This window comes from Lactobacillus sp. ESL0237 (genome assembly GCF_003692985.1).
Taxonomy (GTDB): Bacteria; Bacillota; Bacilli; order Lactobacillales; family Lactobacillaceae; genus Lactobacillus; species Lactobacillus bombicola.
Window position 1 is genome coordinate 140,667 of the sequence record NZ_REHE01000007.1, and the last position, 13,429, is coordinate 154,095.

General features: G+C 33.7%; 12 protein-coding genes and 1 other RNA gene. 2 read left to right on the plus strand and 11 right to left on the minus strand.

Annotated elements, in window-relative coordinates:
* Positions 1-109 precede the first annotated feature (109 nt).
* The 6 genes from F5ESL0237_RS03590 to F5ESL0237_RS03615 all read right to left on the minus strand — a co-directional run bounded on the left by F5ESL0237_RS03590 (position 110) and on the right by F5ESL0237_RS03615 (position 4,353).
* Positions 110-445, minus strand: a complete 336-nt coding sequence (locus F5ESL0237_RS03590) for an acyltransferase (protein ID WP_122021660.1) — start codon at positions 443-445, stop codon at positions 110-112.
* Positions 438-1,667 (minus strand): metallophosphoesterase, encoded by a 1,230-nt coding sequence (locus F5ESL0237_RS03595; protein WP_122022039.1) that lies wholly within the window; start codon positions 1,665-1,667, stop codon positions 438-440. Before F5ESL0237_RS03595 ends, F5ESL0237_RS03590 begins: the two co-directional genes overlap by 8 nt.
* Positions 1,654-2,784 (minus strand): class I SAM-dependent RNA methyltransferase, encoded by a 1,131-nt coding sequence (locus tag F5ESL0237_RS03600; RefSeq protein ID WP_090091942.1) that lies wholly within the window; start codon positions 2,782-2,784, stop codon positions 1,654-1,656. Before F5ESL0237_RS03600 ends, F5ESL0237_RS03595 begins: the two co-directional genes overlap by 14 nt.
* Before the next feature lie 73 nt (positions 2,785-2,857).
* Positions 2,858-3,225: RNase P RNA component class B (gene rnpB / locus F5ESL0237_RS03605), an RNA gene on the minus strand.
* A 26-nt stretch (positions 3,226-3,251) separates the two neighbouring features.
* Positions 3,252-3,692 carry a DivIVA domain-containing protein gene (locus F5ESL0237_RS03610; protein WP_122021661.1) on the minus strand — a complete coding sequence of 147 codons (441 nt, stop codon included), beginning with the start codon at positions 3,690-3,692 and terminating at the stop codon, positions 3,252-3,254.
* Positions 3,693-3,789: 97 nt separating this feature from the next.
* Positions 3,790-4,353: a DUF1273 domain-containing protein gene (locus F5ESL0237_RS03615; protein ID WP_122024653.1), complete on the minus strand. Its 564-nt coding sequence runs from the start codon at positions 4,351-4,353 to the stop codon at positions 3,790-3,792.
* A 69-nt stretch (positions 4,354-4,422) separates the two neighbouring features.
* Between F5ESL0237_RS03615 and recU the strand changes: the two genes are divergently transcribed.
* Both recU and F5ESL0237_RS03625 read left to right on the plus strand, forming a co-directional pair.
* Positions 4,423-5,073, plus strand: coding sequence for a Holliday junction resolvase RecU (recU, locus tag F5ESL0237_RS03620; RefSeq protein WP_122021663.1), 651 nt, complete (start codon positions 4,423-4,425; stop codon positions 5,071-5,073).
* Positions 5,054-7,411 carry a transglycosylase domain-containing protein gene (locus F5ESL0237_RS03625; protein WP_122024654.1) on the plus strand — a complete coding sequence of 786 codons (2,358 nt, stop codon included), beginning with the start codon at positions 5,054-5,056 and terminating at the stop codon, positions 7,409-7,411. The genes recU and F5ESL0237_RS03625 overlap by 20 nt, the downstream gene beginning before the upstream one ends.
* Before the next feature lie 38 nt (positions 7,412-7,449).
* Here the strand turns inward: F5ESL0237_RS03625 and nth are convergent, their stop codons facing one another.
* The 5 genes from nth to F5ESL0237_RS03650 all read right to left on the minus strand — a co-directional run bounded on the left by nth (position 7,450) and on the right by F5ESL0237_RS03650 (position 13,427).
* A complete protein-coding gene (nth, locus tag F5ESL0237_RS03630; RefSeq protein WP_122024655.1) occupies positions 7,450-8,094 on the minus strand; it encodes an endonuclease III in 645 nt (214 codons plus the stop codon).
* Positions 8,094-8,729, minus strand: coding sequence for a DnaD domain protein (locus F5ESL0237_RS03635; protein ID WP_122021666.1), 636 nt, complete (start codon positions 8,727-8,729; stop codon positions 8,094-8,096). Before F5ESL0237_RS03635 ends, nth begins: the two co-directional genes overlap by 1 nt.
* A gap of 75 nt (positions 8,730-8,804) precedes the next feature.
* Complete coding sequence (asnS, locus tag F5ESL0237_RS03640) at positions 8,805-10,103, minus strand: asparagine--tRNA ligase (protein ID WP_122024656.1); 1,299 nt, start codon at positions 10,101-10,103, stop codon at positions 8,805-8,807.
* Positions 10,104-10,168: 65 nt separating this feature from the next.
* Positions 10,169-10,648: a hypothetical protein gene (locus F5ESL0237_RS03645; RefSeq protein ID WP_122024657.1), complete on the minus strand. Its 480-nt coding sequence runs from the start codon at positions 10,646-10,648 to the stop codon at positions 10,169-10,171.
* Entirely contained in the window at positions 10,635-13,427 is a 2,793-nt protein-coding gene (locus F5ESL0237_RS03650) for a helicase C-terminal domain-containing protein (protein WP_122024658.1), read from the minus strand. Before F5ESL0237_RS03650 ends, F5ESL0237_RS03645 begins: the two co-directional genes overlap by 14 nt.
* Positions 13,428-13,429: the final 2 nt, after the last annotated feature.

The window sequence follows — 13,429 nt, forward strand, 5'->3', positions numbered from 1 at the left end:
TTGCATCTTCGAGATTAGAATTTAGGTTCCCCCTTTGACTTAATAAATTAATTATAGCAAAAATATAAGCTTGTGTATCTTAATTATTAATTAACTGTGAAATTCTACTTTACCTTCGTTCAATGCGCAAAAGATGATATTTTTTAAAATTATCTATTTTGACTACATAAATTGAAAAATAATGCCATTTATTATTAATTTGTGGCACTGATTCTAGCTGAGTTTTCACCCTAAATGGTAATTTGAAAATATTCCCCTTCCAATAGGAAGTTAAAAATGTATAGATAACAAGAAAAATAAATAAAATTCCCCAAGCAATTGCTGACCAGTTGATAGTTTTAGTGCCCTCGTAGGTAATAATTAAACTCAAAAAAAGAACAATAAGTAACCAACTATAGTAAATAATCCCAACGTTACCTAAAATAATAAAATGTTTTTTATTCATTTTGCTTCTCTTTAAAATTAATTTGTATATTTAGATTACTGTGATCAGTTGTATCAAATAATGTCTGCAAATATCGACCCAGTTTTGGTTGATATTTAGTCAATAGCCGATATTCCTCGGAGTTATAAAGCTGAATTAACTTTTTTTCATTGATATGATTGTGTCCGGTAAAATAATTATAATTTGACTCAATAAAAAATTTATTTATTTTTTGCCCAGAATTTTTATCTTTTTGCGTCATATTATGGGTTAAATTTTTTAATTGTATATCTTTAAGATAATTATGAAAATGGGTTAAAGTATAACTCTTTTGTTCTTCTGCAGATAAGTATGGTCGCATATTAAAAGTTTGGCGCTGATATCTAATTTGATTTTTTTTGACTTTTACAAGACCATAAGCTTGATCAAAAGAACAAAAACTAGATGTAACTATTTCAGTAGTTGGAATATTTGGCTGTGGTTTTACAATATTTTGTGCATGAATATGTCCAGAAAAAGCTAACTTAACATCATATTTTTGGCAAAGCCGACTTAATGAACTAGCATTATCGATAACAAATCCACGATTAACTGCAGGATTATGAACGTATAAATTATGATGCATAAATAAGAGCGGATATAAATTATGCTTTTGGGCAAATTTTAGCTGTTTTTCAAGCCAAGCCAACTGCATTTCGCCTATAAAACCAGCCGTTACTGGTGACCTCAAAGCTTCTTTTTGACCATATATATTAGTGTCAAGCATTAACAACAAGTATTGTGGATTTAACTGAATGCTGTATGCTAATGAAGAAGAATCTGTTGCCCAAGCATGATCATAAGATTCATGAAAAATATTGCGCCAATCAGTGGGACTAATTTGTTTTGTATAAAGTTGCTGGTCATTGCTAAAAGATCGCGCCCAGCCATCAAAAATATCATGATTTCCTGGTAATAAAAATAGTTTGGTGTCAGTTAAGCTACTAAAAATTTTTTGAAATCTTTGTGCTGATAATAATTCGCCATTAAAAGTGACATCGCCAGTGACAATAATTGCTGCTGGTTTTTTTTCGTTTGCAAATTTGCAAAAAGCTCTAAGAGCAATCTCTTGATATACCAAATCTTTGCCTTGGCTAGTACTTTGAATTTGCTTGAAGGCAGGTCCATTATCATGAAGTTGATTAGCAATTAAATGGGTATCAGTAATCACCCAAAATTCAGTATTTAGTTTATTTGTAATCATTTTTTGCCCAATATTGATAAAAATCAACACGTAAGTTGCCATTAAATAACTTACGTTTCTTAGTTGCTTTTTTGCCAAAAAAACTTTCGAAATTGGGATCACCAACTAAATAATATTGACTAAAACTATCATATTTTAGTAAGTTTGACCCCATTTGGGTGTATAAGGCCTCGGCCGATTGTTTATCTTTTAACCGTTTCCCATATGGAGGATTAGCAATAATCACCCCATTTTTTAAATCGGTTGCTAAATCTTTAACAGCAACTTGCTTAAAGTAAATATCTTGTAATACACCAGCATTGTTAGCATTTAACTTAGCAATTTCCAAGATGGATTGGTCAATATCGCAAGCCCAAATTGGGGCTGCTAGTTTTTTGATTTTACTTTTTGCTTCAATTAATAAGTCTTTGTGTAATTTTGCATCAAACCAATCAAAATTATCGAAAGCAAATTTTCGCCATGATCCGGGAGCAATATTTTTCCCAATTAGAGCAGCCTCGATTGCTAAAGTACCTGAACCGGTCATTGGATCGATTAGCGGATGACTTCCGTCAAACGGAGTCAACTTTATTAAACTTGCTGCAAAATTTTCTTTCAGGGGTGCGCCACCATGCTCAATGCGATAACCACGTTTAAAAAGACTGTCACCACTAGTATCAAGTGAAATACGGGCAGTATCTTTATAGAGGTGAATGTCTAATGGATAAAAATTACCACTTTCTGGTAAAAAACCACGGCGATGATATTGATCGGACATTTTGTTGACGATTGCCTTTTTTACAATGGATTGAATACCTGGCTCAGAGTGCAATTTTGAGCGAACAGACCGCCCTTGCACTGGAAATTTAGCATCAATAGGTAAAATTGTTGCCCAATCGATATCATATACTTGATTATATAGTGTATCAAAATCAGTTGCTTTGAATTCTTTAAGTAAAATTTTTACGCGATCAGCTGTACGAAGCCAAAGATTGGTTTTAACGATATCTGCTTGAGTTCCCTTAAAAAATACACGACCATTTTCTGTAGTAGTTTCATAACCTAGTGAATGTAATTCTTTAGCCACAACACTCTCAAAACCGGCACCCATTGTTGTATATAATTGATATTTTTTCATTAGTTATCTCTTTCATTTTAATTTTAAAAAAAGCGTTGAGCCCTTTTAAAAGCTCAACGCTGCCTGTACAAATTTCTATAAGCCACGTTCTGTACGGGTAATTTTGGCAAAATTACCTTCAGCAGCCATCTATCTTTACTATCAACATAGTAATCTAACCTTTAGTTTATTTTCTTAGGTTAAGACGCCCCCACCAAATTTGGGTTGCACGCTCGCAGGGTTTACCTCGTTCCACCAATAATGTTTCCACTACTGCTACGTCACTGTGGCACTTTTCAGAATATTCATGCATATTAAAAAACTTAGCACTTTTTTCGCCGTAATTATAAAAATTCTTTAGTTTATTGGACTAAATACGAGCACTACAAGCATCTCAGCTTGTGCGTGCGTGGACTTTCCTCAGCTCAATTATTAAAAATCAAACCGCGACTGCTCAAAATTTGTACTATAAAAAATTATAGCAAAGCTTACTGCTTTTGCAAACCATAAACTTGTCGTTCTAAGTTATAAACTTTACGTTCAAGAGCTGAGATACGTTGAATGATTGCCATGTTAGTAGAACTTTCTGTTTGGTTAGCTTCGCTGTCACTAATTGAAGTAAATGACGAATTTCGACTGTGGTTCGGAGTATAAGTACGTACAACTTCATCTGTTGCTTTTGTTTGGTTAGTTTCTTTAGAAAATTGGTCTTTTTGCTTTTCTTTTTGTTGATCAGCCATTAGTTGGCCTTGTAATTTTCCAATTTGACCATATAAATCTTCAATGAGCTGTTCAAAAGTATCGTAATCAGCAATTACAATATCTAAAAATGCATCAACTTCATCGGGATCAATACCTTTAACTTTAGTTCTAAATTGTTTTTTTAAAATATCCTGTGTAGATAATTGTATATCATTTAAATCAGCCATGAGAATGCAACTCCTTTATTGTTATAATTTATTTTAGCAAAAAGTTGTTTAGCTTAAAACTTAAACGATAATTTTAGGCAAACTTTTATAAATTTTATTAAAATTGATTTCTTTCCTGATCACGATATTCTTCAGCAGCATCTTGTAAATCATAAAAATCAATTAATTCAAGCGGATAGTTTGTAGTTTGTTGATAGTTACGTATCAAATCATAATCGTATTGAGCTTTGCCAGGATATTCTGCATCATATACCATTAAAGCCGCATCAGTGTGTAGAAGCATAAAATTTTGATAATTTCTAAGTTGGACTGCATCATAATAAGCTTGATTTGAAGTCGAGGCAAAAAAATCAACTTGTTGCGTTAAATTAATAAACTTAGTTTGATTAATTTCGTTCCACCTATGGGCAAAATCCTCGTAAGGAGTGATGATTGAAACGCGCAAGGGATAATATTTTTTACGTAATTCAATTGCTGATTCACAGGCCCATTGCTCTATGCCTAGATTAGCACCAGTAATTACCCAATCAAGCTGCTTATTTTCAAGTAAATTAACCAAACGAGTTTGCAAGACATTTTTGATGATTTTTATTTTTGGATCTTGATCGTTAAAGGTATTTAATTCAAAATTTCGATATCCAGTAATCCAAAGGCGTTGCATAGTAAAAAAGATAGCTCCTTGTTCAAAAACTTTTCTATTATTGCTATAATGCTAACAGGAGTGAGATAGATGGTCAAATATCCAAACGGTACTTTTGCTGCATTTCGTAAGTCTGTTGGGGAGCCGACATTTAAAAAAAATCAAAAAAGCAACTATTATCGTAAAAATATAAACTTTTCTGATCGTGGCATGACTCTAGAGCAGATGATTAACGAATCAAATAAATTTTATCGTCTTAAAGAAATTGCGGTTGTACATAAAAAACCAACCCCTATTCAAATTGTAAAAGTTGACTACCCTAAGCGATCAAGGGCCGTAATTAAAGAGGCTTATTTTCGCCAAGAATCTACAACAGATTATAATGGTGTATACAATGGCTATTATTTGGATTTTGAAGCTAAAGAAACTAAAAATAAAACAAGTTTTCCTCTAAAGAATTTTCATGAACATCAAATTGTTCATCTTACAGAATGTTTAAAACAAAAGGGAATTTGCTTTACAATTATCGGTTTTACTAGTTTGAACCGATATTTTGTCACTCCAGCCAATATGATTGCTAAAGCTTGGTGGACCCAAAATAAGAGTTCAGTAACATTAACAGAAATTGAGGAATGGTCAGTCGAAATTAAAAGCGGTTTTCAACCTACCCTTCCGTATTTGGAAGCCGTGGATTATTTTATCGCAGACAGGAAATCGAAGAATGGCAAATACAAAATATAAACGTGTATCGCGCAAAAATTATCGGCAAAGTCGGCCTAAGCCAATATGGTGGCGGATAATTAAGTGGGCATTTTTAGTAGTTTTTCTGATTTTATTATCAGGTGTAGGCTTGTTTGCCTATTATGCCAAAGATGCTCCCAATATTAGTCGCTCACAGCTAGAAAGTGGTGGTTCTTCAAGCCTATATACCGCTGATGGTAAATTTTTACTGTCGCTTGGTTCGGAGAAAAGAATCTATGTCAAAGACAGTCAAGATTTACAATTATTAAAAGACGCAGTTGTCTCGGTTGAAGATAAACGATTTTATAAGGATAAATTAGGCATCGATCCCATCAGGATTGCTGGATCAATGTTAACAAACGCTAAAAGTAATAGTATTTCAGCCGGTGGGTCTACTATTACACAGCAGTTAGTTAAGTTAACGGTTTTTTCAACTGATGCTTCGCAGCGTACTTTAAGGCGTAAAGCTCAAGAAGCTTGGTTAGCGATGCGCGTTCAGCGTGAATATACCCATGATGAAATTTTAGAATTTTACATTAATCGTGTCTATATGAATTATGGTAATTATGGTATTGGGACCGCAGCTAATTACTATTATGGTAAAAAAATTGGTCAACTTGACTTAGCCCAAACGGCTCTATTAGCTGGTATTCCTAATCGCCCTACAGCGTATAATCCTTATGTTTATCCTAAGTATGCTAAATATCGGCGTGATCTGGTTTTAAAAGCAATGCTTGATAATAACAAAATTACGCAAAAACAGTATGAGCAAGCTACCAAGGAAAGTATTAAAAAGGGGTTAAAAGCACATAATCAACGTAAACAATCCAATTTACGTAAAATAGATGATCCTTATATAAAGGAAGCAATTACCGAAGTCAAAGCCAAGGGCTTTGATCCTTATCGTGACAATTTAAAAATTACCATTAATATTGATCAAAAGGCCCAAACTAAGTTATATCAATTAGCAAATAATGGTTTAGTCCCCTTCACTAATGATCAAATGCAAATAGGAGCAACTGTAGTTGACCCAAGTAATGGACATGTAGTGGCAATTTTGGGAGGCCGCCATTTACCAGCTAGTGTTCAACTAGGCTTAGATCGGGCCGTACAAACTAGTCGTTCTACAGGTTCGTCAATTAAACCAGTATTAGATTATGCTCCGGCTATTGAGTATTTAAATTGGTCTACTGCCAAAATATTAGATGATAGCAAATACATTTATCCTGGAACTAACGTTCAATTATATGATTGGGATAATAAATATGATGGAGCAATGACGATGAGGCATGCTTTAGAGCAATCACGGAACGTGCCTGCTGTTAAAACTTTAGCAGAAGTTGGAGTTAGTCGAGCTGCTAAATTTGCCGCTAACATGGGTATTAATGTTCCTAAAGACTCAGGTTTATCTGTAGCAATTGGTGCTCAAGCATCTAGTCTACAAATGGCTGGGGCATTTAGTGCCTTTGCTTCTATGGGGATTTACCATAAGCCACAATTTGTTTCTAAAATTGAAACACCTGATGGGTTAACTAGAAACTACGATTCTGCTGGAATTCGAGTTATGAGTAAGTTTACTGCCTATATGATTACGGATATGCTCAAAGGTGTAATTAAACATGGGTCTGGTACCAATGCGCAAATTAAGGGACTTTATCATGCTGGCAAAACCGGTTCGGTCAAGTATTCTGAACAAGATTTAGCCCGTTATCCAGGTTATGCAGCAACTCCCAAAGACTCTTGGTTTGTTGGCTATACTCAGAGATATTCAATTGGGGTTTGGACAGGCTATGATAACCTGCGCGATGGGACAATTTCGGGAATTGGTCAACAATCAGCACAATTATTTTACAAAAATATGATGTCATATTTAATGCAGGATAAAGAAAACACAGACTGGCAAAAGCCAAATTCAGTTATACGAGCAAGAATTGCCCGTAATTCTAACCCACCTGAAGTTTCGCCAGCTGGTGATTGGCAATTATTTGTGAGAGGTCATGCTCCAGTAGGAATTATTGATGACAGCAGTTCTTATGATGAAGATGACGAAGAAACTAATATTAATCGTTCTAATTCTACTAGTACAACTCAAAATTGGCATGAAAGTGATCAGCATATAAACGGTGCGACTACTCAGTCGAATACAAATCAGCATAATTCTAATCGTCAAGCTAAAGATTATCACCTCCAAGAGCCTGATGAAAGTCATGCTCATAGCAGCTCTGATTCTAAAACTAATGATGATAATAGTAATAAGTCAAAGCAAGATAATGATGATGCTGCAGATAATAGTTCACCTACTAATGAATCTAAAAATCAGCATAAAAATCAACATTAAGTAAAAAGAGTAACAATGACTGCATTGTTACTCTTTTTCTAATGTATCGATTTTTGGTTTGGCTTTAAATAGCTGTATGGGTCATCTTTGTCACGTGCTGTCATCGAATAACGGCCAAATAATATCATTGCATGGTGGGTATGAATCCATTCATTTTTAGGTAAAATTTGTTCAAGTCGCTTTTCAATCTGAAGTGGCTTGGCATTTTGGTCAACAATATGAAATCTTTTAGCGATTCTAGCCACATGTGTATCAACAGCAATTGCTGGTACACCATATCCGTCTGCCAAAACAACATTAGCAGTTTTTTCGCCAACTCCGGGTAAAGTAACTAATATTTTTTTGTCTGGTGGTATTTCACTATGATATTTATGAACTAAAATTTTTGCCATAGCTTTTAAATGTTTGGCTTTAGAATGATAGAGTCCTATTTGAGAAATATGTTGTTCGATTTCGATAATTGAAGCTTGCGCCAAGTCTTTGGGTGTAGGATAATCTTGCATAAATTTCGGCATAACACGATTAACCATCTTATCAGTTGTTTGCGCGCTCATTAAGACTGCACATAATAAATGAAATTTATTGTCCCAGATTAGTTCGCTTTTAGCATCTGGATACATTTCATTTATAGTTTGCAAAACCTGACGGGCTTGCTTTGTACTTAATAATTTATCTTGTGCCATTAACGATTCCTTTGCAAAAAGCTTTGAACTTCATTACTTGTCTTTAAGTTATGTCGTTGCCAATTTAATAATATGCGATCAACATATTTTAGACTATATGCTTGAGCTAAAACTGCCTCGCGTAGGGCCAATCTGATTATTTCTGGATCATAATGATCAACTCTTAGCCAAGCTGAAATTTCTTCTCTTTCAATTGGACTTAAATAACGTCCAAATTCAATTTCAAATTGACGCAGTAACTTGTTTAAAGGGCTATTATCTATTTCAGTTGTGGGCTTAGCATGATTAGAATTTGCTGCTGTAATGTTCCCACGCAAAACCTCATCTAATTTATCGTAAATTTGATCAAGATTATAACAATTGTAAATTCTCCCTTTATTGTCAGTACTTTCACCGATTGCTAAATAATTTTGCTCAATCAACTTTTGAATTAAACTAGAAATTTCAGTAGTTGAAAAATTGGTATTTGCAGCTAATTCTTCATTAGAAGGAAAATTATTTCCTTTCTGGGCAAACATTTCAAGCTGAATGATTAAAATCATTTCAGCATCGCTTATTTTAAGCTGAGGATAATAAGCAATTAATCCATTCGAAATGGTGGTAAACCCTAAATTACGATAGTTATTGTAATGCAATATAATTTTCTCCTTTTAAAAAGTTGGGCCAAAATAATTTTAGTCCAACTTTTTAAAATATTCACTTTTCATGTTTTATGGCTGAACACGATTAATCATTCTTGGAAATGGAACTGCTTCACGTACATGGTCTAATTTACATATCCATGCAATCACACGTTCAAATCCCATCCCAAATCCAGAATGAGGAACACTACCATATTTACGTAAATCTAAATACCAACTATAATCATTTTCGTTCAGTCCCGCTTCAGCTATTTGTTGCCGTAAAGTTTCATAGTCACTTTCTCTTTCAGAGCCACCCATAATTTCTCCGTATCCTTCAGGGGCTAAAACGTCAGCACATAGGTATTCCTTTGGATTATCAGGATTTTTCTTCATATAAAATGGCTTAATTACAGTAGGATAATTTACGATAAAGAATGGACGATCAAATTTTTCAGAAATAAACGCTTCATCCGGTGCACCAAAATCATCGCCCCATTTAAAGTCACGTCCAGCTTCTTGCAGCATTTTAACGGCATCATCATAAGCAAGTCTAGTGTAGTTACCTTGAGCAGCCGGTTCTAATTTTTGCGGGTCACGCCCTAATAGTTCTAATTCATATTGACCATGTTCCAATACTGCTTTAACCACATATGACAGAAAACGCTCTTGAATATCTAATGATTCATCTTGATGCATCCAGGCCATTTCTGGTTCCATCATCCAAAACTCAGTTAAATGACGTCTTGTTTTGGATGCTTCAGCTCTAAAAGTTGGTCCAAAGGTAAATATCTTATCAAATGCAGCGGCACCAACTTCTCCATATAGCTGTCCAGATTGTGATAAGTAGGCATCCCCACCAAAGTATTCTGTATGGAATAATTCAGTTGTACCTTCAGGTGCAGAATGCATAAAAATCGGAGCATCAAATTTCACAAATCCTTCTTTTTCAAAGAAATCTATTGTTGCTTTGTAGATAATATTTCGAATACGCATAATAGCAAACGGCCGTCTACTTCTTAGCCATAAGTGACGATGGTCCAATAAGAAATCAATCCCATGCTCCTTATTTCCAATCGGGTAACCTTCGTTATTGGTAACTACTTTCAAATCAGAAATTTGAATTTCATAACCAAAGTGTGATCTTGAATCTTCACAAACCGTTCCTGTAATATAAAAACTGGCTTCTTGATGTAATGATTTCGCTGTTTCAAAAACTTCAGCAGAAACATTATCTTTACGAATAACTCCTTGGAAAAAAGCTGTACCATCTCTTAACTGTAAAAATACTATTTTCCCACTGGAGCGCTTATCTGTTAACCATACGTGCATTTTAACTTCTTCGTTAACATGCTTGTCGCAATCTCTAATTGAAATTAATTTTGTCATAAATCTTGTTTCACTTTCCATATCTTATCAATTTAATAATACCAAAGATTTGATTAATAATCGACTTAACCTAGCAATTTCCCATTTTTAAATTCATACAATTGATAGGTATATCTATTTGCTTGATCTTTAGCTGTAACTTCCCAAACAGCTTGTTTTTTGTACCAACCAAGATTAACTTTAATTATGCTATAATTTGCCCTTTTACCAGAAAATTTATTGCGAACAACATGTTCACTGACTCCTTTATTAGCTGGAAATAAATAAGCTTTCTTTGATCCTGGTAAGTAAATAAAGTAGTAACTTTGTTTTTTGGCTTGTCCTTTAAGTGCATAGCTATTAATACCACGATTTAAATGGTAGTTTTTTTCAATATGCTTTATTGGCGTTTTTGATAAAGCAAGGGCATTTATTTCTTGAACCTGACTTCGCTCTGGTTTACTTGCTTTATAAAAAATTGCTAATAGTAAAAAATATAGCACTATAATTATCGCGGTCAACCATGCTAAAAAAGTTATTGCTTGTTTTGTATCATCTTTTATCATAATTATCTAACTTATTTCGTAATTTATTCAACTTAATCTTTTTAATTTTAACAGGAATGGCATCTAAAAAATTAATACCATAATCCATATTCAATATTCGTGTATCTAGGATTAGGAACTGACCATGATCTTTTTCATTGCGAATTAAACGCCCCATTCCTTGTTTAAACTTGATGATGGCTCGTGGCATTGTATCGGAAGTAAACACATTAATGCCTTGACTTTGTAAATTTTTTTGTCTTAGTTTTACACTTGGTTGATCAGGTGATTCAAATGGCAATTTTGCCACAATAACAAGATCAATACTGCAAGTATGAAAATCAACCCCTTCCCAAAAACTATCAGCACCAATAATTATTGCCTGTTGAGCAATTGAAAAACGCTTAGTAATTCGATTATTAGAACCGGATACACCTTGTGCTAATATCTCAAAATCACGTAAGGCTGGTTCATTCGTTATTGCACTAAATACTTCCCTAATTTTATCTAGATTAGTCATTAAAACTAAAACATGATGCTTAGTTTTTAGACAGCTTACTAAAATTTGCTCTAACTTTTCGTCAAAATTAGTGCTGGAAATATCAGGCATATCGGTAACTCCCAAAACTTCCAGATTCTGTTTTAACTCGAAGGTGCTAGCTCCAATATAAGTTTGCGGTTTTAAATTGGCTAATGCTAATTGCTTAATAATAAAGGTAAAATCATTATTATTAGTCAAAGTAGCACTGACAAATAGAATATGATCAAAACGTTCATAAATTTGATTTAATTCGTTGGAAGCATCGAGCATCATCCAGCTTAAATTTACACTTAACGGATCTTGCGGATTGGTCAAAGTTATTATAAAGCCCTCATGCTTTAAGAGATTTTGTTTATGTAGCAAATCTGATAGTTGATAGCTTTGGGTAATGTAAAAATCTAATTGATCAATCTGTGTCATTAAATTACCTAATAAGGCTTCCTGCTCAATACCAGAACTATCAGTTTCGCTGTACAATTTAAATATAATTTGATTAGTTTGTTGGCGAACATCTTCTAGTTTTCGCTGGAAATTAGCTATTTCCTTTTGAAAACCACTATTTTGTGGGAACAAATCAGCTGCTTGAAAACTAAGTAGCAGATTACCATTGGCTAAAGTATTACTGCTCACAGCTAGTGCTTTTTTACTATATAAGGAACGTTGTAAGTTAGTAATTGCTTCAATTAATGATAAAATTGCAGGCTTTAATTTCTCCAATAAAAAGTTAAACTGAACATCACTGCCATATTGATTTAAAATGCTATCATCGGCATAGTAAAGCAAATTACGTAAATGATTTAGTTCACCCCAAAGTGATTCAAACTGAAAAGAATCATTTCTCGAATTAATGACGTTTTCATTAAATCGATGTGCTTCATCGATTACTAGGTATGGATTTTGCCCCCAAATCGTATCATGATAATGATTAGCTAAATAAGCATGATTAGTTACTAAAATATCAGCTGCTTCTTGTCGTTGTCTAGCTAAATTCCAAAAATCAACTTTTGCAAAAATACTCCCGACACGAGCATCACCTGGATGACTAATTTGAGCAAATAATGGTGCATGATAGGTGGTTAATTGTAATTCATCTAAGTCACCAGTTTTAGTTTTAGTTAGCCAAACCAAAATTCGCATTTGCAAAGTTAAAGTTACTCGATTGACAGTTCGATTTTGATATAAACTTTGATAAAAACCATCTAAGTCTAAGTAATGATTACTTGATTTGACTATCTCAGCTTGTAAATCTAAATTAGTAACTTTTAATAACTGCGGTATTTCTTGATTAATTATTTGATCTTGTAGGACCTTAGTTGGCGTTGAGATTACTAATTTTCGATTTGTATAAAGACGATATGAATAAGCAAACAAATAAGAAAAAGTTTTGCCTGTACCATTGGGGGCTTCAACTAAGAAGGCTCTTTGTTGCGGGTCTGTGATAAATTTGTTTATTTGGTTAATTAAATTGACTTGCGGCTGCCGATAATTAATTTTACCCTTAAATAAGTTATTTTTGCTTTGATCACTTAGAGGGAAAGTAACGTTAGCAGCATTATTAGTTTTGTTACTAATCACTTGTTGTTGCAAAATAATATGTTGGACTTGTTGGTACTGCTTTGCTAAAGGCCGTTTTTGCTTACGCAAATTATCCGCAATTGTTGTAAAAATCCATGCTGTATCTCTAATTAGCCCATGAGCCAATGAACTAAGTGTATTTAAAGTGGCTTGGGGCAGTTGTTCTAACGCTTGAATACTTTTAATTAGTAAAATAGCTGTGCTATAAGCATCAGAGTCGGCTTTATGTGGGTTTTGATGCTTAATTCCTAAGTGACTTGTTAAGTCACTCAGTTTATATGAAGGCATAGTGGGAAAAGCAATTTTTGCAAGTTCAACAGTATCAATTGCCTTATTAGTCAGCGCATCATAACCATGTTGAATAAGTTCGTAATTTAAAAAAGGTAAATCAAAATTGACATTGTGCGCTACAAAGATAGTATTTTTTAGTATTTTAATGATTTTTGGGGCATAGTAATTAAAATCTGGTTGAGTTGTGACATCTTCATTGCGAGTATGGGTCAAATTTTGTACGGCTATGGGAATCTCACAATGAGGATTAATCATAAAAGAATATGTTTTTACTACTTCCATTTTTTTTATGATGGCACAGCCAAACTGAATGATATGATTATTTTCTTCATGTTGTGTACCAGTAGTTTCCAGATCGACTACTGCAAAAGTGTCATTCATAAATGAAACCATAT

Bases quoted from the DNA above. Each gene is read 5' to 3' on its own strand.
- F5ESL0237_RS03645 (WP_122024657.1), bottom strand. From the start codon at position 10,648: ATGATAAAAGATGATACAAAACAAGCAATAACTTTTTTAGCATGGTTG.
- F5ESL0237_RS03650 (WP_122024658.1), bottom strand. From the start codon at position 13,427: ATGGTTTCATTTATGAATGACACTTTTGCAGTAGTCGATCTGGAAACT.
- F5ESL0237_RS03595 (WP_122022039.1), bottom strand. From the start codon at position 1,667: ATGATTACAAATAAACTAAATACTGAATTTTGGGTGATTACTGATACC.
- F5ESL0237_RS03600 (WP_090091942.1), bottom strand. From the start codon at position 2,784: ATGAAAAAATATCAATTATATACAACAATGGGTGCCGGTTTTGAGAGT.
- nth (WP_122024655.1), bottom strand. From the start codon at position 8,094: ATGGCACAAGATAAATTATTAAGTACAAAGCAAGCCCGTCAGGTTTTG.
- F5ESL0237_RS03590 (WP_122021660.1), bottom strand. From the start codon at position 445: ATGAATAAAAAACATTTTATTATTTTAGGTAACGTTGGGATTATTTAC.
- F5ESL0237_RS03625 (WP_122024654.1), top strand. From the start codon at position 5,054: ATGGCAAATACAAAATATAAACGTGTATCGCGCAAAAATTATCGGCAA.
- F5ESL0237_RS03615 (WP_122024653.1), bottom strand. From the start codon at position 4,353: ATGCAACGCCTTTGGATTACTGGATATCGAAATTTTGAATTAAATACC.
- F5ESL0237_RS03610 (WP_122021661.1), bottom strand. From the start codon at position 3,692: ATGGCTGATTTAAATGATATACAATTATCTACACAGGATATTTTAAAA.
- recU (WP_122021663.1), top strand. From the start codon at position 4,423: ATGGTCAAATATCCAAACGGTACTTTTGCTGCATTTCGTAAGTCTGTT.
- asnS (WP_122024656.1), bottom strand. From the start codon at position 10,103: ATGACAAAATTAATTTCAATTAGAGATTGCGACAAGCATGTTAACGAA.